Genomic DNA, 26,489 nt, shown 5'->3' on the forward strand with positions numbered 1-26,489 from the left:
CTGGACGTCGTCGTGACGACGACGGCCTCGGATTCGCACACCTGGAACCTGGTGTTCCTGCAACTGCTGCTGGAGGAAATGGGCCACCGGGTGACGAACCTGGGCGCGTGCGTCCCCGACGCCCTGCTGCTCTCCGAATGCCGCCGGATCGAACCGGACCTGATCGTGGTCAGCAGCGTCAACGGGCACGGCTACCAGGAAGGGCTGCGGGTGATCCCGGCCCTGCGCGCCTGCCCGGAACTGCGGCGCACCCCGACGGTCATCGGCGGCAAGCTCGGCATCGCCGGAACCGACGACCCCGACCGCGAGAGGACACTGCTGGCGGCCGGCTTCGACCGGGTCTTCGAGGAGGACTCCGCGGTGGCCGGGTTCCGCGAGTTCGTCGACGGGCTGCACTCCCGGGTCCTGCTGTGACGAGCTTCGGCGCGTTCGTGGCGCAGGCCGCGGAGGCCGGCGCACTGGTGGTCCAGCCCCGGATGGGGATGGCGCAGGCGGCCCGGATGCGGGAGGGCCTGCTCGCCACCCGGGCGGCGGCCGCCGTCACCGTCGGCACCATCACCCTGGACAGCTACACCCGCACCGGCGACCTCGACGCCGCGCGGCGGGCCCTGGCCGCCGGGGCCGGCCTCAACGGCTACCCGATCGCCACCCACCCGGTCGACGTCACCCGGTCGGTCCTGGCCGGGGTGGCGGACGCGGGCTTCCCGGTACAGGTCCGGCACGGCTCGGCCGCGCCGGAGCACATCATCGGGGCGCTGCTGGCGGCCGGCCTGGACGCCACCGAGGGCGGACCGGTCTCCTACTGCCTGCCGTACGGCCGCACCCCGCTGCACGAGGCGGTGGCCCGCTGGCAGCGCAGCTGCGAACTACTGTCGTCCATACGGGAGTTCGGTGCGGATCCGCACCTGGAGACCTTCGGCGGCTGCATGATGGGCCAGCTCTGCCCGCCCTCGCTGCTGATCGCCATCAGCGTCCTGGAGGCGCTGTTCTTCCGCCAGCACGGGCTGCGCAGCATCTCGCTCAGCTACGCCCAGCAGGCCAACGCCCGCCAGGACGAGGAGGCGCTGGCCGCGCTCGGCCGGATCGCGGGCGAACTGCTCGCGGACGTCGACCACCACCTCGTGGTGTACGCGTACATGGGCGTGTACCCGCGCTCGCCCGGCGGCGCCCGACTGCTGCTGGAGGACGCCGCGCGGCTCGCGGTGCGCGGCGGCGCCGCCCGGCTGATCGTCAAGACCACGGCCGAGGCGCACCGCATCCCGACCGTCGCCGAGAACGTCCGGGCGCTGGAGACCGCTGCCGCGGCCGCCACGGCGGAACGCGCCCGCCCCCGGCCCGCCGCCCCGCCGGACACCGGGATCGAGGCCGAGGCCAGGGCGCTGATCGGCGCGGTGCTCGACCTGGACGCCGACCTCGGGCGGGCCCTGGTGCGGGCGTTCGCGGCCGGGTACCTGGACGTGCCGTACTGCCTGCACCCCGACAACGCCGGGCGGACGCGCAGCTCGCTCGGCCCGGACGGGCGGCTGCTGTGGTCCGCCGTCGGCTCGATGCCGATCGCCGGGCTCGCCGAGGGCGGCCGCGCGCCGATCCTCGGCTCGGCCGGGCTGCTGGCCGCGCTCTCCCAGGTCCAGCAGCGCTACGACGACCGGGCCGGGCGCTCGCCCGCACCCGCACTGCGGGGGCTGCCCGCCGCGCGGTGAGACGCCCGGTGAGGCGCCCGCTGAGACGTCCGGTGAAACGCCCGGTGAAACGCCCGCTGAGAAACCACGCTCCACGCTCCACGAGAGAACGAGAGAAGAGGACCCCGACCATGCCCGACACCACGCCCCTGCCGCCGACCGACCCGGGCCGGCACCTGACCGCGCCGGCCACCCGCAGCGCGCTCCGGATCCAGCAGCACCTGCTCACCGCGGCCCGCGAGTTCCTGCGCGGCCGGGGCTTCACCGAACTGCTGCCGCCGATCATCGGCCCGGTCACCGATCCCGGTGCGCGCGGCTCCAAGCAGGTGGACATCGACTTCTACGGCCACCGCTACAAGCTGATGACCAGCGCGATCCTGTACAAGCAGGCCTCGCTGCTCGCCTTCGACAAGATCTTCTGCATCGCCCCGAACGTCCGCCTGGAACCGCTGGAGACCGCCGGGACGAACCGGCACCTGGCCGAGTTCCACCAGCTGGACGTGGAGGTCGCCGGGGCGAGCCGGGACGACGTCGTCCAGCTGGCCGAGGACCTGGTGGTGCACATGGTCGACAGCACCGTCCGCGCGCTGCCCAAGGAGTTCGCCGAACTCGGCCGGGACCCGCAGGCCTTCGCCGAACTGCTGCAGGGCTCCTTCGGTCGCATCCGGCACGCGGAGGCGGTCGCCGAACTCCAGGGCATCGGGCACCCGCAGAGCGCCGAGGCCGAACTCGACTGGGAAGGCGAGGCGTTGCTGTCGGCCCGGCGGGACCGGCCGTTCTTCGTCACCGACTACCCGAAGGGCTCGCGCGGCTTCTACGACCGCGAGCACCCCGACGACCCGGGCCTGCTGCGCAACTTCGACCTGCTGGCGCCCGAGGGCTACGGCGAACTGTGCAGCGGCAGCCAGCGCACCAACGACTACGCGGAGATCGTCACCCGGATGCGGGAGACCGGCGAGAACCCGCAGAAGTACCGCTGGTACCTGGACCTGGTGCGCGAGGGCGTGCCGGCCAGCGCGGGCTTCGGCATCGGGGTCGAGCGGCTCACCCGGTACGTCGCCGGGCTGGACGCCGTCTGGCAGGCCAGCGCCTTCCCGAAGATCGCCGGGGTGGTGTCCCCGTGAGCGACCTCAGCGCGCCGGGATTCCCGGAGGAGGAGGTCCGGCACCGGGCCCGCGCCGGGGCGGCCGCCGCCTTCCCGCCCGCCGAGGAGTACGGACACGTGCTGTTCGGCGCCGGCCAGTCGGGCGCGGCGGACCGGGCGGCGCCGCCGGACGCCCTGGACGCGCTGCGGATCGTCCCGCCGCTGTTCCTGCCGCAGCGGCTGGCCAAGCTGATCGACCTCGGCCGCGAGCCCGACTACCGGGACGTCGAACTCGCCACCGTCATCGGCGGGTTCGCCTCCGCGCTGCCGGTGTACGTCTCCGCGACCGGCTCCACCCGGGCCGCCGGCGGTGACCTCGGGCTGGCGCTGAGCCGGCAGGCCGGGGCACTCGGCATCCCGATGGTGATCGGCGAGAACGTGGTGCCGGTCAACGGCTACGGCCGGCTCGGCGAGGCGGCCGACCGTACGCTGCTCGGCCGGCTGCGCGCCTACACCGAAGAACTTCCGGACGGCCTCGGCGGCGTGGCCGTCCAGCAGAGCACCGAGGACGCCGACGCCGAGGTGTGGAACCTCGTCCACAGCGACCCGGCCGCCCTGCCGCTGCTGGAATCCGGGCGGCTGGCCTTCGAGTTGAAGGTCGGCCAGGGCGCCAAACCGGGCCTGGGCGGCATGACGGTGCTGGAGGCCGAGGCCGCCGCCGCGCTGGGCGACCGCTTCGGGCTGGACCCGTTGTTCGGCGACGGGCGTGTGCTGCGCGCCGCCACCCCGGGCACCTTCACCGCGGAGATCCTGCGCCAGCAGATCCGGCTGATGCGCAACAACTACCCGCGGGTGCGGATCTGGGTGAAGCTCTACCCCGGCCGGGACGTGGCCGAGGCCGCCCGGGTGGCGCACGAGGCCGGGGCGGACGCCGTCGTGGTGGACGGCGCCGAAGGCGGAACCGGCTGGGCGCCCGGGGTGTTCCTGCCGCACGTCGGACTGCCGCTCGCGGAGTGCCTGCGCCGGCTGGCGGTCGCGCCGCCGCCCTCGCTGCTGGTCTCCGGGCGGATCTGGGAAGGCGCCAGAGCGGTCAAGAGCCTGGCCTCGGGGGCCCGTGCGGTGGGCCTCGGGCGGGCGGCGCTGATCGCCGTGGCGGAGGACCGGGAATCCGGGCTCCGCCGTTTCGTGGACTGTCTGGCGCTGGAGCTCCGACTGCTGATCAGCGCGCTCGGAAAGTACGCTCCGCAGGCACTGGACCGGGAGGACGTCTGGTCCCCCGAGGAATGCGGAATCACCGCCGGCCGGTAGCCCCGGCCTGCCCGGGTCGATTCCTGCGGCATGCCCGGAAAGCGGCAGCGGAAAACTGCCGATTTCCTTCCTCCTTTCCTGCCGATAGGGCCGTCGAATTCCCCCTATCGTCGAACTCGTCGCCGATTCATCTCACTTCTGGGGCTGGATGATGTCCTCTCGCGGTTTTCCTACTGAGAATGCTGCGCCCGAAAGCACGGCGCCCGAAATCACGGTGCCTGAAATAACGGTGTCCGCTTTCGAGCCGCCCGCTTTCGAGCCGTTCGCCTCCGCCGTCCGCCGCTTTCCGGAGCGGCCGGCCGTCCGCACCGGCGGCCGGACCGTCAGCTACCGGGAGCTGGACGGCCTGACCGCCGCGCTCGCCGCCCGGCTCGCCCCCGGGGGGACGGTCGCCGTCACCGGCCGCGACCGGCTGGACCACGTGGTCGCGCTGCTGGCGGTCCTGCGGGCCGGCGCCACCTACCTGCCGCTGGACCGGGAGGCCCCGGAGGAGCGCAACCGCTGGATCACCGAGGACGCCGGGGCCTCCCTCGCCCTCGGCGGCGAGGAGCTCACCGAGCTCACCGGGCTCAGCGACGGTGCCGCTGCCGGTGCCGGCGCGGGCTACGTCATCTACACCTCCGGCACCACCGGCCGCCCGAAGGGCGTGCACGTCCCGCTCGCCGCGCTGACCGGCCACCTGGCCGCCGCCGTCCGGACCTTCGGCCTGACCGAGCAGGACGTGGTGCTGCAGTTCGCCCGTCCGACGGTGGACGTGGCCGTGGAGCAGGTCCTCGGCGCGCTGTCCGCCGGGGCCTGCCTGGTCCTCCCGGAGCACCGACTCCTCTCCCCGGCCGAACTGCTGGACCTGCTGGACGCCGAGGGCGTCACCGTCGCCAACCTGGCCGCCGGCTACTTCCAGGACGTGGTGGCGGCCCTGGGCGGCCGGGTGCCGCGCACCCTGCGGCTGATGATCTCGGGCAGCGACAAGCTGGAGCCCGCCACCGCCGCCGCCTGGTGGGCCGCGACCGGGGTGCCGCTGCTGAACGCGTACGGACCGACCGAGACCGTGGTCACCGCCACCACCCACCGGCTCGCGGGCGAGCAGCCCGAGGCGGGTGTGCCGATCGGGACCGCGCTCGGCGGGCGGCGGCTCTACGTGCTCGACGAGCGGCTGCGTCCGGTGCCGCCCGGCACGGCCGGCGAACTGTACGTCGGCGGGCCGCTGCTGGCCTCCGGCTACCTCGGCCGCCCGGGCCTGACCGCCGACCGCTTCGTCGCGGACCCGTTCGCGGACCCGCTCGTGGCCCCGCTCGCGGACCCGGGCGGGGAGGCGCCCGCAGCGCCGAGCGGCGCTCCCGGCGCGCGGATGTACCGCACCGGCGACGTGGTGCGCCGCACGACCGAGGACGGCCCGCTGGAGTTCGTCGGCCGCAGCGACCACCAGGTGAAGGTCCGCGGCTTCCGGGTCGAGCCGGGCGAGATCGAGCAGGTGCTGGCCGGGTACCCGGGCGTCACCGGCTGTGTGGTGGTGGCGCGCGAGGGCCGGCTGGCCGGCTACCTGACCGGCGCCGCGCCGCAGTACGCGGAGGCGCGGGCCTGGCTGGCCGAGCGGCTGCCCGAGCACATGATCCCGGCGACGCTCACCGCGCTGGACGCCTTCCCGCTGACCGGCGGCGGCAAGGTGGACCGCCAGGCCCTGCCCGAGCCGCAGGCAGCCCCCGAGGGCCAGCCGACCGGCCGCCCGCCGCGCACGCCCGCCGAGCAGCTGATCGCGGCGGTCTGGGCGGACGTGCTCGGGGTGCCCGAGGTCGGGGCTGACGACAACTTCTTCCACCTGGGCGGCGATTCGCTGACGGCCGTGCGGGTGGTGGGCCGGGTCTTCGACGTCTTCGGCATGGTGTCCCCGTACACCATCTTCGACGCGCCGACGCTGGCGGAGTTCGCCGCCGCGGTGACCGCCGCCTCCGGCGGTGAGCGCCCGGCGCTGGTCCGCTCGGGCGCCGCCGAGGCCCCGCTGTCCAAGTTCCAGCGCGGCCTCTGGTTCCTCGACCAGTGGAACCCGGACGCGCCGACCTACGTGGTGCCCTGGGTGTTCCGGTTCGCCGGGCCGATCGACCCCGAGCTGCTGCGCCAGGCGCTGGCCGGGGTGGTGGCGCGGCACGAGAGCCTGCGGACGACCTTCGAGCTCGCCGAGGACGGCCCGCGCCAGGTCGTCCACCCGGCCGTGGAGCTGCCGTTCACGCTCACCGAGACCACCGCCGACCAGGTGGACGACCTGGTGGCCGAGGCCGCGCTGGAGCCCTTCGACCTGGAGGCCGGGCCGCTGGTGCGGGCGCGGGTCTTCCGGGCCGCCGGCGCGACCACGCTGCTGCTGCTCTTCCACCACATCGTCTGGGACGAGGGCTCGCTGCCGGTGCTGGAGGCCGAACTCCAGGAGCTGTACGCCGCGGCGGCCGAGGGGCGCCCGGCCGAGCTGCCGGAACTCGCCGTCCAGTACGGCGACTACGCGGCCTGGCAGTACCAGGACGACACCGCCGAGCGGCAACTCGACTACTGGCGCGAGCAGTTGTCCGACGCGCCGGACGCCGACGCGCTGGTGCCGGACCACCCCCGCCCCGAGGAGCAGGCCTTCCGCGGCGCGTTCCACCGCTTCGCGATGGCGGATCCGGTGGCCGGGGCCGTCCGGGCGCTCGCCCGCAGTGAGGACGCCACCCCGTTCATGGTGCTGCTCGCCGGGCTGGCGCTCACCCTGCACCGCCGCTCCGGGCAGCGCGACCTGGTGCTCGGCTCGCCGGTGAACGTCCGTGGCCGGGCCGAACTCGACGGCCTGATCGGCTACTTCGTCAACCTGCTGCCGCTGCGCCTGAAGGTCGAGGAGGGCGTCTCCTTCCGCGAGCTGGTCCGGCACGTGCGCGAGGTGTCGATCGCCGGCTACCGGCACCAGGAGGTGCCCTTCGACGACATCGCGAACGCGGTGGTGGAGGAGCGCCCCGAGGACCGCAACCCGCTGTGCCAGGTGCTGCTGGAGCTGCACCCGTTGGACACCCGCCCGCTGACCGTCGGCGGCTGCGAGGTCACCCGCGAACTGCACTCCAACCCCGTCTCCCGCTTCGACCTGTCCGTCTCGGTGGACGACCGGGGCACCGGCTTCACCGGCCGCTTCGAGTACGACAGCGACCTCTTCGAGGCCTCCACCATGGCCGGCCTGTGCGAGCAGTGGCTGGGTACCCTGGCCGCCGCCCTGGAGGTGCCGGGGCACGCCCTGTTCGAGGCGCAGGCCGCCCGGGCCCCGCAGGCCACCGCCCTGATCTCCGGTGAACGGACTGTCCCGTACGGCGAGTTGAACGCCGCCGCGAACCGGCTGGCCCGCCACCTGGTGGGCCTCGGCATCGGCCGCGGCGACACCGTCGCCGTACTCGCCGAGCGCGGGCCGGAGATGGTCACCGCGCTGCTGGCCGCCCTCAAGACCGGCGCCGCCTACACCCTGCTCGACCCGGACTTCCCGGCCGAGCGGCTGGCCGGCGCGGTCGCCGACACCGGCGCCGCCACGGTGATCACCCACGGCCACGCCACCGTGCCGTTCGCCGTCCGGCGCCAGGTGGACCTGGACGCCGCGGCCGCCGAACTGGCCCGGTGCGCGGCGCACGACCTCGGCCTGCCGGTCGACGGCGGCGACCTCGCCTGCGTGATGTTCACCTCCGGCTCCACCGGCCGCCCCAAGGGCGCGGCCGTCCCGCACCGCGCGCTCACCACCACCTACCTCGGCCAGGACTACGCCCGCTTCGGCCCGGACGAGGTCTGGCTGCAGTGCTCGCCGGTCTCCTGGGACGCCTTCGCGCTGGAGCTCTACGGCGCGCTCTGCTTCGGCGGAGCGTGCGTCCTGCAGCCCGGCCAGCGCCCCGACCCGCAGGCCATCGCCGAGCTGACCCGCCGCCACGGCGTCACCGAACTCCAGCTCTCCGCCAGCCTGTTCAACTTCCTGCTGGAGGAGCTCCCGGAGACCTACGACGGCCTCAAACTGGCCATCACCGCCGGCGAGCGGGCCTCCGTCACCCATGTGGCCAAGGCCCTGGAGACCTACCCCGGCCTGGTGGTCGCCAACGGCTACGGCCCGGTCGAGAGCCTCGGCCTGACCACCTGCCACCAGGTCGGCCCGGAGGACGTCACCGGCAGCTCCGTCCCGATCGGCGTCGCGCTGAACGGCAAGGGCATCCTCGTCCTGGACGAGCTGCTGCGCCCCGTCGAGCCCGGCGTGACCGGCGAGCTGTACGCCTCCGGCGGCGGTCTCGCCTACGGCTACCTCGGCCGGCCCGGCCTCACCGCCGAGCGCTTCGTCGCCTCCCCGTTCGGCGCCCCCGGCGAGCGCATCTACCGCACCGGGGACCTCGGCTACGTCAGCACCGGGGGCCTGCTGGAGGTCACCGGCCGGATCGACGACCAGGTCAAGATCCGCGGCTTCCGGGTCGAGCCCGGCGAGATCGAGGACGCGCTCACCCGGCACCCCGCCGTCCAGGAGGCCGCCGTCACCGTCCACGAACCCGCCCCGGGCGACCACCGCCTGGCCGCCTACGTCACCGTCGGGGCCGACGCGCCGGACCCGGAGGTGCTCCTCGACCACCTGGCCGGCCTGCTGCCCGAGCACATGGTGCCCGCCACCCTGGACGTCCTGGACGCCCTGCCGCTCAACCACAACGGCAAGGTCGACCGGAAGGCGCTGCCCGCCCCCGCCGGGCGCCGGGCCGCCGCCCGCGACCCGCTGACCGAAGCCGAACGGCTGGTCGCCGAGGCCATGTGCGAGGTCCTCGACCTCACCGAGGTCGGCCGGGAGGACAACTTCTTCCGGATCGGCGGCAACTCGCTGGCCGCCGTCCGGGTCGCGATGCGGCTGTCCCGGGAGACCGGCACCCGCGTCCCCCCGCAACTGGTGTTCCGGGCCAGGACCGTGAGCGCCATCGCCGAACGGCTGGCCGCCCGATGACGGGCCGCACCGCACACGAAGGGAACGAGGCCGTGAGCCCGTCCGACCACCCGGCGCGCACCGCGCCCGCCTCGGGGCTGCAACGCGGCCTCTGGTTCCTCGACCGCCTCGATCCGCGGCAGGTCACCTACTGCACGCCCTGGACGGTCGACGTCACCGGCCCGCTCGACCTCCCGCTGCTCCAGCGCGCGCTGGACGCCCTGGTGGCCCGGCACGAGGTGCTGCGCACCACCTTCGCGCTGCACCCCGACGGCCCGCGCCAGCAGGTCCACCACACCCTCGCCCTGCCGCTCGCGGTGACCGACCTGCGCCCGCAGGGCGGCCCCGAGCAGGCCGGACGCCTGGAGGAACTGCTCACCGCCCGCTGCGCCGAACCCTTCGACCTGGCGGCCGGCCCGCTGCTGCGGGCCGAGGCCTTCCAACTGGCGGACGAGCGCACCACGCTGCTGTTCACCGTCCACCACATCATCTGGGACGGCTGGTCCGCCGAGGTCTTCGAGCGTGAACTCGCCGACCTGTACGGCGCCGCGGTGCAGGGCCGGCCCGCCGAACTGCCGGAACTGACCGTGCAGTACGCCGACTACGCGGTGGAGGAGCTCGACACCTCCTTCGAGGAGCACCTGACCTACTGGAAGGAGCAGCTGCACGGCGCACCCGCCCTGCTGGAGCTGCCCACCGACCGGCCCCGGCCCGCCGAGCGCGGCGCGGCGGGACGGACCGAGGAGTTCGGGCTCGCCCCCGGCACGGCGGCGAAGGTGCGCGCCCTCGCCGAGGCGGAGGGCGTCACCCCCTTCACCGTCCAACTGGCCGCCTTCGCCCTGCTGCTGAACCGCTGGACCGGCGCCGACGACCTGGTGATCGGCACCCCGGTCACCACCCGCAACCGGCCCGAACTGGAGCACCTGCTCGGCTACTTCGTCAACCTGCTGCCGCTGCGCCTGCGGCTCGCGCCCGGGCTGAGCTTCCGCGCCCTGCTGGAGCACGTCCAGGACGTCGCCTTCGAGGCCTACGGCTACCTCGACGTGCCCTTCGACCAGCTGGTCGACCAGCTCGGCACCGCCCGCACCGCGCAGCACCCGCCGCTGGTCCAGGTGGTGTTCGGCGCCCACGGCGAGGACCGCACCCCGCTGGTGCTCGGCCCGGCCACCGCCGAGAGCCGGGTGCGCTCCAACGGCACCAGCAAGTTCGACCTCACCTGGTCCGTCTTCGACAGCAGCGGGACGGGCAGCGGGGCCGGCGGCGGGACGGGCGGCCCCGGCGGCTCCGGCGGCGAACTGCGCGGCGAGGCCGAGTACCGCAGCGAGCTGTTCGACGCCGGGACGGTGCGCCGGCTGGCCGCCGACTACGGCGCCCTGCTCACCGCGGCCCTGGACGACCCCGACGCCACCGTGCTGCGGCTGACCGGCCGCACCGCCGCGGCCGAGGCCGTCCGGGCCACCGACACCCCCGGCCACTGCCTGCACCGGCTGTTCGAGCAGGCCGTCGACGCCCACCCCGACCGGCCCGCCGTCAGCGACTCCGGCCACACCCTGAGCTACGCCGAACTCGACCGCCGGGCCAACCGCCTGGCCCACGCCCTGCGCGCCCGCGGGGCCGGCCCCGGCGACCGCGTCGGCATGCTGCTGGACCGCACGGCCGACGTCCTGGTCACCGTCCTCGGCGTGCTCAAGACCGGCGCCGCGTACGTGCCCGTCGACCTCGCCGCCCCCGCCGACCGCGCCGCGCTCGTCTTCGCCGACGCCGACGTCACCCTCGTCGTCACCGACCGCCCGGACCGGGCCCCCGAAGGCCCCTGGCAGGCCTACGACCTGACCGCCGAGGCCGCCGACCTGGCCGCCCGGCCGGACCACCGCCCGCCGGCCGCCGGGCGCCCCGGCGACGTCGCCTACATCATCTTCACCTCCGGCTCCACCGGCCGCCCCAAGGGCGTCGCCGTCGCCCACGAGCACGTCAGCCGGCTCATGGCGGACGGCGCGGAGCACTTCGGCTTCGGCCCGGAGGAGACCTGGACGCTCTTCCACAGCTACGCCTTCGACTGGACGGTCTGGGAGATGTGGGGCGCCCTGCTGCACGGTGCCCGCCTGGTCGTCGTCCCCTACGTCACCAGCCGCTCGCCGGAGGAGTTCGCCGAACTGCTGGAGCAGGAGCGGGTCTCCTTCCTCTGCCTCACCCCCTCGGCGCTGCGCCAGCTGGAGCCCGTGCTGCGGCGCGGCCCGCGCGACCTGTCCGCGCTGAAGTGGATCATGCTCGGCGGGGAGGCGCTGGACCCGGGCGTCGTCCAGCGCTGGTTCGAACTCGACCCGCCGCCCCCCGCCCGGCTCTGCAACCTGTACGGCATCACCGAGACCACCGTCCACGTCACCACCCACGACCTGGCCGGCAGCGCCGGCTTCGAGCGCAGCCTGATCGGCGCGCCCATGCCGCACCTCACCGCCCAGGTCCTGGACGACTGGCTGCGCCCGGTGCCGCCCGGCGCGGCCGGCGAGCTGTACATCGGCGGCGGCAGCCTCGCCCACGGCTACTGGGGCCGCCCCGGCCTCACCGCGGGCCGCTTCGTCGCCGACCCCTACGGCCCGCCCGGCGCGCGGCTCTACCGCACCGGCGACGTCGCCCGCCGCCTGCCCGGCGGCGGCCTGGAGTACATCGGACGCGCCGACTTCCAGGTCAAGCTGCGCGGCTTCCGGATCGAGCTCGGCGAGATCGAGAACGCGCTCGCCGCCCACCCGGACGTCGACGCCTGCGTCGTCACCGTGCACGACGACCGGCTCGCCGCGTACGTCACCGGGCGCGAGCCCGCCGACGTGCGCGCCTTCCTCGGCCGCTCGCTGCCCCCGTACATGGTCCCGGCCAGCTTCACCGTCCTGGAGTCGCTGCCGCTCACCGTCAACGGCAAGGTGGACCGCGCCGCGCTGCCCGCCCCCGGCCAGCGCAGCACGGCCACCGGAGGCCGCCACGTCGAGCCGCGCACCCCGGAGGAGGAGGCCTTCGCCGCCGTCTGGACGGAGGTCCTCGGAGTGGACGGCATCGGCGTCCACGACGACTTCTTCCACCTCGGCGGCGACTCCATCCGGGCCGTCCAACTCGCCGGCGCGCTGCACGAGCGCGGCTGGGGGGTGAGCCTGCGGGACGTCTTCAACGCGCCCACGGTCGCCGCCCTGCTGCCGCTGGCCGAGCCCGTCGCCGAAGACCCGGCCGACCACGAGCCCTTCGCCCTGATCACCCCGGAGGACCGCGAGGACCTGCCGCCCGGCCTCGCCGACGCCTACCCGATGGTCTCCATGCAGCTCTCCATGGTCTTCCACATGGAGATCGCCGGCGGCACCGACAGCTACCACAACGTCAACTCCTACCGGATCTCGGGCGACCTCGACGAACAGGCCTTCCGCCGCTCGGTCGCCGAGGCCATGGAGCGCCACGCGGTGCTGCGCACCGGCCTCGACCTGTCCGGCTACGGCGAACCGCTCCAGCTCGTGTACGGGCGGCTGCCCGCGCCCGTCGAGTTCACCGACCTGCGCGGCGAGCCCGACCAGGACACGGCGGTCCGCGAGGTGTTCGACACCCACCGGTGGACGCCCTTCGACCTCGCCACCCCGCCGCTGTTCCGGATCACCGTGCAGCGCCTCGCCGAGGACGCCTTCCAGCTCACCATCTCCGAGCACCACGCCATCCTCGACGGCTGGAGCTTCACCTCGCTGTTCACCGAGATCCTGGAGCGCCACACCGCCCTGGCCGCCGACCCGCTCGGCGCCCCCACCCCGCCGCCGCGCACCGCCTTCCGCGACTTCGTGGCCGTCGAACGGCAGGCCGCCGGGGACGAGCGCTCGCTCGCGTACTGGCGCGACCGGCTGTCCGGCGTCAGCGGCCAGCTGTTCCCCGGCAGCGAGGACGTGCACGAGGCGCCGCGCACCGTCGAGCGGGTGCTGCCCGAGGCGCCCGAGCAGCTGCGGCAGGTCGCCGACGCACTCGCGGTGCCCCTCAAGTCGGTCGCGCTCGCGGCCCACCTGCACGCCCTCGCCGCCGTCACCGGGCGACGGCGCGTCACCACCGGCCTCGCCGTGAACGGCCGGCTGGAGCGGCTCGGCGGCACCGAGGTGTACGGGCTGTTCCTGAACACCGTCCCGCTGAGCTGCGAGCCCACCGGCGACCTGCTCGCCCTGGTGCGCGAGGTGCACCGGGAGGAACTGGACATGATGCCGCACCGCCGGGTGCCCTTCGCCCGGCTCGCCCGGCTGATGACCGACACCGCGCTGGACAGCCAGTTCGGCTACCTGCGCTTCCACGCCCTGGGCCGGCTCAGCTCAGCCCGCATCGTGGACGGCCGGATCGGCTGCGAGCCGACCCTGCGCCACGAACCCAACAGCTTCGCGTTCGGCGCCTCGCTGATCCAGGACCCGGTCTCGCAGCGCGTGCTGCTCGCCGTGGACCACCAGCGCTCCCTGGTCACCGACACCACCGCCGAGCAGTTCATCGACACCTACACGGCAGCCCTGCACGCCATGGCCGCCTCCGTCCGAGAGTCCTGAGGAACCGTCATGACCGACCTCCTGCACCGCCTGCGCGATGCCGTCGCCGCCCACCCCGAGCGCACCGCCGTCCTCGCCGGAACGGCCCGCCTGGACTTCGCCGAACTCGACCTGCGCACCGCCGCGCTGGCCCGCGCCCTGCGCGCCCACGGCGTCGGCCGCGGCGACCGGGTCGGCGTCCACCTCGCCCGCACCGCCGACCTGCCGGTCGCCCTGCTCGCCGTCTGGCGGGCCGGCGCCGCCTACGTCCCGCTCGACCCGGCCTACCCCGCCGAGCGGCTGGCCTTCATGGCCGCCGACGCGCGGCTCGCGGCCCTGATCAGTGCGGACGGCCTCCCGGCGGCCGAGGGCGTGCCGGTCCTGCGCCCGGACGCCGCCGGGCCGGACGCTGTCGCCGACGGCTCGGACCTGCCGGAGGCGCACCCGCTCGACCCCGCCTACGTCATCTACACCTCCGGCTCCACCGGGCTCCCCAAGGGCGTCGAGGTGCCGCGCGGCGCCGTCGCCGCCCTGGTGGAGGCACTGGAGGCCACCGGCGCCTACCGCGCCGAGCCCGGGGTGGTCGGCTGGAACGCCAGCGTCTCCTTCGACGCCTCCGTCCAGCAGTGGGCCCGGATCTGCCGCGGCGACACCGTCCTGGTCATCGGCGACGAAGACCGCGCCGACCCGGCCCGGGTGGCCGCCCTGCTGGCCGAGCACGCCGTCACCGACCTCGACCTGACCCCCTCGCACTGGGAGCTGCTGCGCGAGCCGCTCACCGGCGCCCGCGTACCGCGGCTGTTCATGGGCGGCGAGCCCGTCCCCGAGCACACCTGGCGGGAGCTCGCCGACGGCGGCATCGACGCGCTCAACCTGTACGGGCCCACCGAATGCACCGTCGACGCCGTCACCGCGCCGATCAGCGGCCCCGGGCCGCACCTGGGCGAGCCGCTGCCCGGCGTGCGCCTCCACCTGCTGGACGAGAAGCTCGCCCCGGTCGCCGACGGCCTCGTCGGCGAGCTGTACCTCGCCGGGCCCGGGCTCGCCCACGGCTACCCGGGCCGCCCCGGGCTGACCGCCGGACGCTTCGTCGCCGACCCGACCGCCCCCGGCGAGAGGATGTACCGCACCGGCGACCAGGCCCGCCGGGGCGAGGGCGGCCGACTGGAGTACATCGGCCGGGTCGACCGCCAGGTCAAGCTGCGCGGCTACCGGATCGAGCTCGGCGAGGTCGAACACGCGCTGGCCCGGCTGGACGGCGTCCAGGCCGCCGCCGTCACCGTCCACGAGCCCGCCCCCGGCGACCGCCGGCTCATCGGCTACGTCACCGGCGCCGCCACCGCCGCCGAGCTGACCGAGCGCCTGCGGGCCACCCTGCCCGCACACCTGGTGCCCTCGGCGATCACCGTGCTGGACGCCATGCCGCTCACCCCGAACGGCAAGGTCGACCACGCGGCCCTGCCCGCCCCCGCGGCGCAGCCCGCCCCCGCGGCCGAGGAGGCGCCCGCCGAGGGCGCCGACGGGCTGGCGGAGCAGGTCGCCGAGGTCTGGCGCACCGTGCTCGGCCTGACCGGCGTCACGCCCACCGACGACTTCTTCTCGCTCGGCGGCCACTCGCTCGCCGCGCTGCGCGTCGTCCACCTGCTGCGCCGCCGGCTCGGCATCGAGCTCCAGCTGCGCCACCTGCTGGACTCGGCCGACCTGGCCGCCTTCACCGCCACCGTCGGGAAGGCCGTCGAGGCCGGCACCGCCGCCCCCCGGCCCGCCCTGACCGCCCGCGCCCGGGTCAGCGGCGCATGACCACCGCCACGCGGGTGCGCCCCCGCGTCGAGGGGGACTGGCTGCTCGTCCCCGCGCCCCAACCACACCGCCCGTTCCGGCTGTTCTGCTTCCCGCACGCCGGGGGAGACGCCACCGCCTACACCCCGCTCGCCCGCGCCCTCGCCCCGACCGCCGAGGTCTGGGCCGTGCGTCCGCCCGCCCGCGGCGGCCGCCTCGGCCACCCGATGCCCGCGAGCTTCGACCTGCTCGTCGACGCCGTCGTGGACGCCCTCACCCCGCACCTGACGGGCCGGTTCGGCTTCTACGGGCAGAGCTTCGGCGCCCTGCTCGGCTACGAGGTCGCCCGGGCGCTGCCCGCCGAGCGACGGCCCGAACTGGTGGTCGCCGCCTCCGCCTCGCCGCCCGCCACCTGGGCCGGCCGGGACCGCCCGCAGCACACCGCCGACGACCTGCTGCGCCTCGCCGGTATGGGTGAACTCATCGAGGGTGACGAGGAGTTGAAGGAGCACGCGCTCCAGGGCATCCGTACCGACCTGGCCGTGGTCGCCACCTACCGCCCCCGCCCGCACCCGCCGATCGGCTCCGACCTGCACACCGTCGCCGGCGCCGACGACCCGATGCTCGGCTCCGCCGGACTCCAGGGCTGGGCCGTCCACACCCGCGGCGCCAGCGGCCACCACATCGTCCCCGGCGGCCACCTGCTCGCCACCGTCGACGGGCCCGGCCCGGTCGACCTGCTGACCTCCCTCATCGAGCGACCGGGCCCGGGCCACCGGGCCGGCGCCGCCGCCGACCAGTCCACGACGGAGTAGCCATGCTGACCACCACCCCGGTCGACCTCACCGACCCGGAACTGTGGGCCCGCCCCGACACCCCCGCCCTGGTCGCGGAGCTGCGCCGGGAGGCCTCCGTCCACCGCACCGACACCGTCGACGACGGGCCGATCTGGTCGGTGCTCTCCTACCGGCACTCCGCGGAGGTGCTGCGCAACGCCACGCTCTACAGCTCCGAACAGGGCTCGCTGCTCGGCGCCGGCGAAGGCAACGTCCCGGTCGGCTCCGGCCGGATGATGGCCCTCACCGACCCGCCCCGGCACCGCGAACTCCGCGCGCCCGCCAACCCGTTCTTCGCCCCCGGCCCGGTGCGCGGAGCATCCCGCGGCATCACCGAACTCGCCGCCTCGATCGTCGACCGGGCCGTCGAGCTGGGCGAGGTCGACCTCGTCGACGCCGTCTCCGCCCTGCCGCTGTCCGTCATGTGCGACCTCCTGGACGTCCCCGAGAAGGACCGCGAGATGGTCGAGCGGGTCTGCGACGTCGCCTTCCTCGGCCGCACCCCCGAGGAGCGCCGGGCCGGCCACCAGCAGCTCATCCCCTACCTGCTGCACCAGGTGATGCTGCGCCGCACCGACCCGCGCGACGACCTGATCAGCATGATGGCCACCTACCGGGTCGGCGGCAAGCTGCTGCCGATCGAGGACGTCGTCCTCAACCTGGACAACATCGTGGTCGGCGGCGTCCAGACCGTCCGCCACACCGCGGCCATGGGCCTCCACACCCTCGTCCAGCACCCGGAACTGTGGCGGCAGTTGCAGCGGGGCGAGGTCGGCATGGACTCGGCGCTGGACGAACTCCTGCGCTGGACGTCCGTCGGGCTGCACACCCTGCGCACCGCGAGCCGCGACACCGAGCTCGACGGCCGCACCATCCGGCGCGGCGACCGCGTCGCGGTCTGGGTGTGGTCCGCCAACCGGGACCCGGAGGCCTTCGACCGGCCCGAGGAGATCCTGCTCGACCGCGCCCCCAACAAGCACCTCGCCCTCGGCCTCGGCGCCCACTACTGCATCGGCGCGCCGCTGGCCAAGGCCGAACTCGGCGCCCTGTTCACGGCGATGCTGGAGCGCGTCGCCGAGATCGAACCGACCGGGCCGGTCGTCCACAACCGCTCGATCATCAACTTCGGCCTGGACCACTTCCCGGTGCGCCTCACCCCGCGCTGAACCGGCCCGCCTCACCCCGCGCTGAACCTGCCCGCCGCGGACCGCCGACGGGGGCCGAACCGAACTGCCGCGTTCCTGCCGCGACTCCTGCCGTTGCGCCCCCCGGCCCGCCCCTACCTTCGAAGCAACCCAAGGAGGACACCATGAGCAACCCGTTCGAGGACGACAACGCCGGCTACCTGGTGCTGGTCAACGACGAGAACCAGCACTCGCTGTGGCCCGTCTGGATCGACGTGCCGGCCGGCTGGACCACCGTCCACGGCGAGGACACCCGCCAGGGCTGCCTCGACCACATCGAGGCCAACTGGACCGACATCCGGCCCGCCAGCCTGACCGCCTCCCTCGCCCGGCAGTGAGCGCGACCATGCTGACCTGGGAACTGAACCCCGGCCGCCCGGCCCTCGCCCACGCCCCGCGCACCGCCGACATCGGCGAGGCCGGCGCGTGGCTGCGCGAGAACGAGACCGAGCTCACCGAAGCCCTCCACCGGCACGGCACGATCTTCCTGCGCGGCCTGCCGGTCGCGAGCACCGAGGACGTCGCCGCCGTGCGCGACGTCCTCATCCCCGAGCGCACTCCCTACCGGGAGAAGGCCACTCCGCGCAGCGACTACGGCAACGGCGTCTTCTCCTCCACCGACCTGCCGTCGCCCCAGCCGATCCGGATGCACAACGAGAACAGCTACACCCTCACCTTCCCGGGCCGGCTGCTCTTCGCCTGCCTGACCGCCCCCGAGGAGGGCGGCGCCACCCCGACCGCCGACTGCCGCCAGGTGCTCGACCACCTGCCCGCCCACCTGGTCGAGCGGATGCGGACGTCCGGCTGGACACTCACCCGCAACTACTCGGACTACGTCTCCCTCGGCTGGCGCACCGCCTTCGCCACCGAGGACCGGGCCGTGGTCGAGGCCTACTGCCGGGAGAACGGCATCACCTGGGAGTGGCTGCCGGACGGCAACCTGCGCACCGGCCAGTTGCGCCCCGGCACCATCCACCACCCGGCGACCGGCGAGGAGGTCTGGTTCAACCACCTCGCCTTCTGGAGCGAGTGGTCGCTCGACCCGGACATCCGCGAGGCGATGACCGACGAGTTCGGCCCGGACGGCTTCCCGTTCAACACCGGCTTCGGGGACGGCGAACCGCTGGAGCGCGCCGACGTCGACGCCCTCAACGAGGCGTACCACGCCGCGACCGTGCGCGAGCGCTGGCAGGTCGGCGACGTGATGCTGGTCGACAACGTGCTGTGCGCGCACGGCCGGGACCCGTACCGCGGCGACCGCAGGATCGCCGTCGCGATGGGGCAGCCCCTGGACGTCCTGGACTGCCGGCCCAGCATCCGGCCCACCCTGGCCTCCGCCTGACTCAGGGCCTGTCTTCAAACCCCCGCCTGCGCGCCGACGCCGGGGCACGCACCTCGCCGCGTTGTCGTCGGTCGCCGATGCTCCGCATGGACTCCCTCCTCCGCCTTGCGATGCACGCACCCCAACGCCGCCACGCCCGCCCTCCGGGCGGACGACGGGGGTTTGAAGACAGGCCCTCCCGACCACCCCGTGCCGTGACGTGAGTAGAGGAAGCACCGTGATCCCGGTTTCGTACGCACAGCAGCGTCTCTGGCTGATCGACCAGATCGAGGGGCCGACCGCGCTGTACAACCTTCCGTTCGCCCTGCGCCTGCGCGGTGAGCTCGACACCGCCGCGCTGCGCGCCGCGACGGTGGACGTGGTCGCCCGGCACGAGGCCCTGCGTACGGTGTTCCCGGTGGACGGGGGAGTCCCGGTGCAGCAGATCCTGCCGGCCGAGGAGGCACAGCCGCGCTTCCTGGTCGTGGACTGCGCACCGGACGACTACCCCGCCCGCCGGGACGCGGCCTCCGCCGAGACCTTCGAGCTGAGCCGCGAACTGCCCATCCGGGTCACGGTGTTCACCCTCACTCCGACCGAGCACGTGCTGCTCGTCGTCCTGCACCACATCGCCGGTGACGGCTGGTCGCTCGGCCCGCTGCTGCGCGACCTCGCCACCGCCTACCGGGCCCGGCTCGCCGGCCGCGCCCCCCACTGGGAGCCGCTGCCCGTCCAGTACGCCGACTACGCGCTCTGGCAGCGCGACCTGCTCGGCGACGAGCGCGACCCCGAGAGCCTGCTCGCCCGCCAACTCGACCACTGGCGAACCGCCCTGGCCGGACTCCCGGAGGAACTGGAGCTGCCGACGGACCGCCCCCGACCGCCCACCCCCACCGGCGCCGCCGACTCCGTCGACCTCGCCTGGGGCGCCGACCTGCACACCGCCCTGCTCGGCCTCGCCCGGACGCACCGCACCACCCTGTTCACCGTCCTCCAGGCCGGCCTCGCCGCACTGTTCACCAGGCTCGGCGCCGGCACCGACATCCCGCTCGGCACCGGCCTCGCCGGCCGCGCCGACGAGGCCCTGGACGACCTGGTCGGCTTCTTCGTCAATTCGCTGGTGCTGCGCGCCGACACGTCCGGCGACCCGAGCTTCGCCGAGCTGCTCGGCCGCGTCCGGGAGGCCCAGCTCGACGCCTTCGCCCACCAGGACATCCCCTTCGAGCGCCTCGTCGAAGAGCTCAACCCGACCCGCGCCCTCGGCCGCCACCCGCTGTTCCAGACCCTGCTGGTGCTCCAGAACCACGGGCAGGACGCCGAACTCGACCTGCCCGGGCTGGAGTCCGCGCCCGAGCCGATCGGCCTGCGGGTCGCCAAGTTCGACCTCAACATCGGCATCGCCGAACGGCACGGACCCGACGGCGCCCCCGCCGGGCTCACCGGCTCGATCGAGTACGCCGCCGACCTCTACGACCACGCCACCGTCGCCGCGCTGGCCGCCCGGCTAGGCCTGCTGCTGACCGGTGCCGCCGCCGACCCGCACGCCCCCATCGGCACCCTCGACGTCCTCGCCCCCGACGAGCGCACCCGCATCCTCACCGAGTGGAACGCCACCGGCGCCCCGGCCCGGCCCGGCACCCTCGCCGAGTCCTTCGAGCGCCAGGCCGACCGCACCCCGCACACCACCGCCCTCGCCCACGACGGCGGCACCCTCGACTACGCCGAACTCGACGCCCGGGCCAACCGCCTCGCCCACCACCTGATCGCCCTCGGCGTCGGCACCGAGACCCCCGTCGCGATGCTGATGGAGCGCTCCGTCGAGGTCGTCGTCGCCACCCTGGCGATCCTCAAGGCCGGCGGCTGCTACGTCCCCATGCACCCCGGCCTGCCGCCCGAGCGGATGACCGACGTGCTCGCCGACACCGGCGCCCCCGTGCTGCTCACCGACCGCGCCGACCCGGGCTTCCCGCACCAGGCCGTGGTGGTCCGCCCCGGCGACGAGGCGGCCGCCCCCGCCCACCGCCCCGGCGTGCCCGTCCACCCGGACCAGCTCGCCTACGCGATGTACACCTCCGGCTCCACCGGCCGCCCCAAGGGCGTCGCCGTCCGCCACCGCGACGTCCTCGACCTCGCCGCCGACCGGCGCTGGCAGGACGGCCGGCACGAGCGGGTCCTGCTGCACTCCCCGCACGCCTTCGACGCCGCCACCTACGAGATCTGGACGCCCCTGCTGGCCGGCGGCACCGTCGTGGTCGCCCCGCCCGGCGCCCTCGACGCCACCTCCCTGAACGCCGTCACCACCCGCCACGGCGTCACCGCCGTCTTCCTCACCAAGGCCCTGTTCGACCTCGTCGCCGAGCAGGCCCCGCAGACCTTCGCCGCCCTGCGGGTCGTCTGCACCGGCGGCGAGGCCGCCTCCGGCACCCTGATGCGGCGCGTCCTGGACGCCTGCCCCGACCTGCTGCTCGCCCACGTCTACGGGCCCACCGAGACCACCACCTTCGCGACCCACCACCCGCTCGTCCACGCCGACCTCGACGGCCCCCGGGTGCCGATCGGCGGCCCGCTCGACGCCATGCGCAGCTACGTCCTCGACGCCCGGCTGGGCCCCGTCCCGCCCGGCGTCCCGGGGGAGCTGTACATCGCCGGGGCCGGCCTGGCCCGCGGCTACCTGAACCGGCCGGCCCTGACCGCCGAGCGGTTCGTCGCCTGCCCGTACGCGCCAGGGGAGAGGATGTACCGCACCGGCGACCTGGTGCGGCTGCGCGCCGACGGCGCCGTGGAGTTCCTCGGCCGGATCGACGGACAGGTCAAGCTGCGCGGCTTCCGGATCGAACTCGGCGAGATCGAGGCGACGCTCTCCCGCCACCCCGCCGTGCGCCAGGTCATCGTGATCGCCCGTGAGGACCGCCCCGGCGACACCCGGCTGGTCGCCTACTGCACCGCCGACGCCTCGCTCACCCCGGCCGAGCTGCGCACCTTCGCCGGCACCACGCTGCCCGGCTACATGGTCCCCGCCGCCGTCGTCCTGCTCGACGCCCTGCCGCTCAACGCCAACGGCAAGGTCGACCGCCGGGCCCTGCCCGCCCCGGACGTCGCCGCCGACGGCACCGGCCGCGAGCCCCGCGACGAGCGCGAACGGGCGCTGTGCGAGCTCTTCGGCGACCTGCTCGGCATCGACGACATCACCATCGACGACGACTTCTTCGCGCTCGGCGGGCACTCGCTGCTCGCCACCCGCCTCACCGGGCGGGCCCGCGCCGAACTCGGCATCGAACTCGCCATCGGCGACCTCTTCCAGGCCCCCACCGTCGCCGGGCTCACCGACCGGCTCGCCGACCGCGCGGCCGACGCGCCCGCCCCGGCCCGCCCGGCGCTGCGGCCCGGCCCCCGGCCCGACCGGGTGCCGCTCTCCTTCGCCCAGCGCCGCCTCTGGTTCCTCGCCCAGGCGGACGGCCCCGCCAGCACCTACAACGTGACCCTCGCCCTGCGGCTGCGCGGCCCGCTCGACCCCGCCGTCCTCGCGGACGCCCTCGGCGACACCGTCCGGCGGCACGAGGCCCTGCGCACCGTCTTCGGCGAACAGGACGGCGTCCCGTACCAGCACGTCCTCGACGGGCCGACCGCCCCGCTGCTCACCACCACCGACCGGCCGGTGGACGAACTCGCCCGCCACACCTTCGACCTGGCCGCCGACCTGCCCCTGCACGCCTACCTGCGGCCCGAGGGCCCGGACGAGCACGTCCTGGTCCTCGTCCTGCACCACATCGCCGGGGACGGCGCCTCGCTGGGCCCGCTCTACCGCGACCTCACCGACGCCTACCGGGCCCGGCTCGCCGGCCGCGCCCCCGACGGCGAGCCGCTGCCCGTCCAGTACGCCGACCACGCGCTCTGGCAGCACGCCCTGCTCGGCGACGAGGGCGACCCGCAGAGCCTGGCCGCCCGCCAACTCGCCTACTGGCGCGACGCGCTGGCCGGCCTGCCGGAGGAGCTACCGCTGCCGCTCGACCGGCCCCGGCCCCCGGTCGCCAGCCACCGCGGGACCGTCCTCCCGCTGGAGCTCGACGCCGAACTGCACGCACGCCTCGGCGCCCTCGCCGTCGAGCACGGCGCCACGCTGTTCATGGTCCTCCAGGCCGCCTACGCCACCCTGCTGCACCGCTTCGGCGCCGGCACCGACCTGCCGATCGGCACCCCGGTGGCCGGCCGCCTCGACGAGGCCGTCACCGACCTGGTCGGCTACTTCGCCAACACCCTGGTGCTGCGCACCGACGTCTCCGGCCGCCCCAGCTTCGCCGAACTGCTGCACCGCGTCCGCGACACCGACGTGGCGGCGTACGAGCACCAGGACACGCCGTTCGAGTCGCTGGTCGAGGCGCTGAACCCGGCCCGGTCACTGGCCCGACACCCCCTGTTCCAGGTGATGCTGGCCTTCGCCGGTACCCCCGAGGACGGGCCGGACCTGCCCGGCGTCACCGTGACCGAGGAGCCGGTCGACTTCGGCACCGCGACCTTCGACCTCACCCTCAGCCTGGTCGAGCGGCTCGCCGCCGACGGCTCCCCGGCCGGGCTGAGCGGCGGCCTGGAGTACGCGACCGACCTGTTCGACCGGGAGACGGTCCGGCGGCTCGCCACCGCCCTGGAGCTGATCCTGCGCCAGGCGGTCGAGGACCCCGAGCGCCCGGTCGCCGCCCTGGAGGTGCTCGGCGAGGCCGAGCGGGACGCTCTCGCCGCATGGAACGACACGGCGCTGCCGGACGCCGGCGTGCCCTACCTGACGGTGTTCGAGGAGCAGGTCGCGCGCACCCCCGGGGCCGTCGCCCTGGTCTGCGGCCCCGAGTCGCTGACCTTCGCGGAGCTGAACGCCCGGGCCAACCGGCTGGCCCGCGCCCTCGCCGACGAGGGCGCCGGGCCGGACACCGTGGTCGCCCTCGCCGTGCCGCGCTCGGTGGAGTCGGTGGTCGCCACGCTGGCAACACTGAAGGCCGGCGCGGCCTTCCTGCCCCTGGACCCGGAGTACCCGGCGGAGCGGATCGCCCACATGCTGGCCGACTCCGCCCCGGCGGTCGTGCTCACCGACCACCGCTGGCCGCTCGCCGAGTCGCTGGACGGACGCACCGTGCTGCCCGTCGACGACGAGCTGTGGGCCTTCCACGACGACCACGACCTGCCCGGCACCGCCCACCCGGGGCACGCCGCCTACATCATCTACACCTCCGGCTCCACCGGCAGGCCCAAGGGCGTCGTGGTCTCCCGCGGCAACTTCGCCAATCTGCTGGCCTTCCACCGCGCCGAGGTCGGGGCCGCCGTCGAGCGAGCCCGGCCGGGCCGCCGGCTGACGGTCGCGCTCACCGCCTCGCTGTCCTTCGACGCCTCCCTGGAGGGCTTCCTCTGGCTCGCGGCCGGGCACGAGCTGCACCTGATCGGCGACGACGTGCGCCGCGACGCCGCCGCGCTGGTGCGCCACGCCGAGCGCACCGGGATCGACGTCCTCGACCTCACTCCCACCTACGCGGACCAGCTGATCGAGGAGGGGCTGCTCACCCGCTGCCCGCCGGCCCTGCTGCTGCTCGGCGGCGAGGCCACCGGCCAGGCCCTGTGGACCACCCTGCGGGACGCCCCGGACCTGATCGCGTACAACCTGTACGGCCCGACCGAGTGCACCGTCGACGCCCTGTACCACCGCCTCGCCGACAGCGAGCGCCCGCTGATCGGCCGCCCCCTCGGCAACCTCCGCGCCTACGTGCTGGACTCCCGGTTGAACCCGGTGCCGGCCGGGGTGCCCGGTGAGCTGTACCTGGCGGGGGCGGGTCTGGCCCGGGGCTACCTGAACCGGCCGGAGCTGACCGCCGAACGGTTCGTGGCCTGCCCGTTCGAGCCCGGGGAGAGGATGTACCGCACCGGCGACCTGGTGCGCCGCCGCCCGGACGGCGACCTGGACTACCTGGGCCGCACCGACCAGCAGGTCAAGATCCGCGGCTTCCGGATCGAACTCGGCGAGATCGAGACCGCGCTGACCTCGCAGCCCGGGGTGCTCCAGGCCGCGGTGCTGCCGTACGAGCAGGGCCCGGGCGGGGCGCGGCTGGTCGCCTACCTGGTCGGCTCGGCCGCGTCGGACCCGGCCGAGCTGCGCGCCGCCGTCGCGGCCGAACTGCCCGCCCACATGGTGCCGGCCGCCTTCGTGGGGCTGGAGGTGCTGCCGCTCAACGCCAACGGCAAGCTGGACCGCTCCGCGCTCCCGGCGCCGGACTTCGCGGAGTTCGCGGGTGGCCGGGCGGCGCGGACGGCGGAGGAGGAGATCCTCTGCGGGCTGTTCGCAGAGGTCCTCGGCGTCGAACGGGTGGGCGCCGACGACGACTTCTTCGCGCTCGGTGGTCATTCCCTGCTGGCGACGCGGTTGTTGAGCCGGGTGCGGTCGGTGCTGGGGGTGGAGCTGGGGGTGCGGGACGTGTTCGAGGCGCCGACGGTGGCGGGGCTCGCGGCCCGTTCGGGTGCGGCGGCCGGCCGGCCGGTGCTGTCGGGGGGCGTCGAGCGTCCGGAGCGGGTGCCGTTGTCGTTCGCGCAGCAGCGGTTGTGGCTGATCGACCGGATGGAGGGCCCCAGCGCGCTCTACAACGTGCCGGTCGCGCTGCGACTGGGCGGCGAGCTGGACGTGGCGGCGCTGGAGGCGGCGCTGGGTGATGTGGTGGCGCGGCACGAGAGCCTGCGCACGCTCGTGGCCGAGGCGGACGGCGAGCCCTACCAGCGGATCCTGCCGCCCGAGGAGGCCCGGGTCACCGTCGAACGCCGGGACTGCCCGGCCGACGCGCTGGCCGACGCCGTGGACGAGGAGTCCCGCCGCCCCTTCGACCTGGCGGCCGAACCCCCCTTCCGCGCGACCCTGCTGAGGACGGCCGAGGAGAGCCACGTGCTGCTCCTGGTGCTGCATCACATCGTCAGCGACGGCTGGTCGATGGGTCCGCTGCTGCGGGACCTGTCGACGGCGTACGCGGTCCGGTCCGGGGGCGAGGTGCCGGTGGTGGAGCCGCTGCCGGTGCAGTACGCGGACTACGCGCTCTGGCAGCGCCGACTGCTGGGGGAGGAGTCGGACGAGAACGGCCTGCTGTCGCGTCAACTCGACTACTGGCGCGGGATCTTGACCGATCTCCCGGAGGAGTTGGCGTTGCCGGTGGATCGTGCGCGTGGTGTGGTGGCGTCGCACCGGGGCGACCGGGTGGTGCTGCCGCTGGGTGTGGAGCTGCATCGTGGGTTGGTGGGGCTGTCGCGTGCGCATCGGGTGACGTTGTTCATGACGGTGCAGGCGGCGTTGGCGGCGTTGTTGACCCGGTTGGGTGCGGGGACGGATGTGCCGATCGGCACGGTGGTGGCCGGTCGTTCGGACGAGGCGTTGGACGAGTTGGTCGGGTTCTTCGTCAACACGCTGGTGCTGCGCACCGATACGGCGGGTGACCCGAGTTTCGCGGAGTTGCTGGGTCGGGTGCGGGAGTCGGATCTGGGGGCGTTCGGGCACCAGGACGTGCCGTTCGAGCGTCTGGTGGAGGAGCTGAATCCGGCGCGGTCGCTGGCCCGCCACCCCCTCTTCCAGGTGATGCTGGTCCTGCAGAGCAACGAGCAAGCCGAACTGGAGCTGCCCGGACTGCGCGTCGAGACCCTGCCGGCCGGGACCGGGGTCGCCAAGTTCGACCTCAACGTGATCATGGAGGAGGTCTTCGGCCCGGACGGCGAACCTGCCGGGATCGACTGCGCGATCGACTTCGCGACGGATCTGTTCGACCGGGAGACGGTGGAGTCGCTGGCGGTGTGGTTCGGGCGGTTGCTGCGGGCGGTGGTGGAGCG

Annotated in this window: 12 protein-coding genes; all 12 read left to right on the top strand. The window is 74.7% G+C overall.

Translation table 11 applies throughout. From position 1 onward, the window contains the following. Positions 1-12: 12 nt before the first annotated feature. Positions 13-414, top strand: a complete 402-nt coding sequence (locus ACFVHI_RS26410) for a cobalamin B12-binding domain-containing protein (RefSeq protein ID WP_380343369.1) — start codon at positions 13-15, stop codon at positions 412-414. Next, the gene (locus tag ACFVHI_RS26415; RefSeq protein ID WP_063350314.1) at positions 411-1,700 is read left to right on the top strand and encodes a methylaspartate mutase; all 1,290 of its coding nucleotides are present in this window, start codon (positions 411-413) and stop codon (positions 1,698-1,700) included. Before ACFVHI_RS26410 ends, ACFVHI_RS26415 begins: the two co-directional genes overlap by 4 nt. Positions 1,701-1,810: 110 nt before the next feature. Further along, positions 1,811-2,803 carry an asparagine synthetase A gene (locus ACFVHI_RS26420; RefSeq protein WP_380343372.1) on the top strand — a complete coding sequence of 331 codons (993 nt, stop codon included), beginning with the start codon at positions 1,811-1,813 and terminating at the stop codon, positions 2,801-2,803. Then, positions 2,800-4,071 carry a glutamate synthase-related protein gene (locus ACFVHI_RS26425; protein ID WP_380343375.1) on the top strand — a complete coding sequence of 424 codons (1,272 nt, stop codon included), beginning with the start codon at positions 2,800-2,802 and terminating at the stop codon, positions 4,069-4,071. The genes ACFVHI_RS26420 and ACFVHI_RS26425 overlap by 4 nt, the downstream gene beginning before the upstream one ends. A 229-nt stretch (positions 4,072-4,300) precedes the next feature. Next, positions 4,301-9,031: an amino acid adenylation domain-containing protein gene (locus tag ACFVHI_RS26430; protein WP_380343378.1), complete on the top strand. Its 4,731-nt coding sequence runs from the start codon at positions 4,301-4,303 to the stop codon at positions 9,029-9,031. Between the two features lie 32 nt (positions 9,032-9,063). Further along, on the top strand, positions 9,064-13,554 hold the full coding sequence (locus tag ACFVHI_RS26435) for an amino acid adenylation domain-containing protein (RefSeq protein ID WP_380343381.1): 4,491 nt from the start codon (positions 9,064-9,066) through the stop codon (positions 13,552-13,554). Between the two features lie 9 nt (positions 13,555-13,563). Next, complete coding sequence (locus ACFVHI_RS26440; protein WP_380343384.1) at positions 13,564-15,333, top strand: non-ribosomal peptide synthetase; 1,770 nt, start codon at positions 13,564-13,566, stop codon at positions 15,331-15,333. After that, positions 15,330-16,127, top strand: coding sequence for a thioesterase II family protein (locus ACFVHI_RS26445; protein ID WP_380343387.1), 798 nt, complete (start codon positions 15,330-15,332; stop codon positions 16,125-16,127). The genes ACFVHI_RS26440 and ACFVHI_RS26445 overlap by 4 nt, the downstream gene beginning before the upstream one ends. A gap of 2 nt (positions 16,128-16,129) precedes the next feature. Then, positions 16,130-17,314, top strand: coding sequence for a cytochrome P450 (locus ACFVHI_RS26450; RefSeq protein WP_380343390.1), 1,185 nt, complete (start codon positions 16,130-16,132; stop codon positions 17,312-17,314). A gap of 143 nt (positions 17,315-17,457) precedes the next feature. Continuing rightward, a complete protein-coding gene (locus ACFVHI_RS26455; protein ID WP_063350320.1) occupies positions 17,458-17,670 on the top strand; it encodes an MbtH family protein in 213 nt (70 codons plus the stop codon). Positions 17,671-17,678: 8 nt separating this feature from the next. Further along, positions 17,679-18,674 carry a TauD/TfdA family dioxygenase gene (locus ACFVHI_RS26460; protein ID WP_380343393.1) on the top strand — a complete coding sequence of 332 codons (996 nt, stop codon included), beginning with the start codon at positions 17,679-17,681 and terminating at the stop codon, positions 18,672-18,674. A gap of 217 nt (positions 18,675-18,891) precedes the next feature. Then, on the top strand, positions 18,892-26,489 hold a 7,598-nt coding region (locus ACFVHI_RS26465), incomplete at its 3' end, for an amino acid adenylation domain-containing protein (RefSeq protein ID WP_380343396.1).

This window comes from Kitasatospora sp. NPDC127121, assembly GCF_042677305.1.
GTDB lineage: Bacteria > Actinomycetota > Actinomycetes > Streptomycetales > Streptomycetaceae > Kitasatospora.

Coding starts and splice junctions, on each gene's coding strand:
- ACFVHI_RS26420 (WP_380343372.1), top strand. CDS start 1,811: ATGCCCGACACCACGCCCCTGCCGCCGACCGACCCGGGCCGGCACCTG.
- ACFVHI_RS26440 (WP_380343384.1), top strand. CDS start 13,564: ATGACCGACCTCCTGCACCGCCTGCGCGATGCCGTCGCCGCCCACCCC.
- ACFVHI_RS26445 (WP_380343387.1), top strand. CDS start 15,330: ATGACCACCGCCACGCGGGTGCGCCCCCGCGTCGAGGGGGACTGGCTG.
- ACFVHI_RS26450 (WP_380343390.1), top strand. CDS start 16,130: ATGCTGACCACCACCCCGGTCGACCTCACCGACCCGGAACTGTGGGCC.
- ACFVHI_RS26455 (WP_063350320.1), top strand. CDS start 17,458: ATGAGCAACCCGTTCGAGGACGACAACGCCGGCTACCTGGTGCTGGTC.
- ACFVHI_RS26460 (WP_380343393.1), top strand. CDS start 17,679: ATGCTGACCTGGGAACTGAACCCCGGCCGCCCGGCCCTCGCCCACGCC.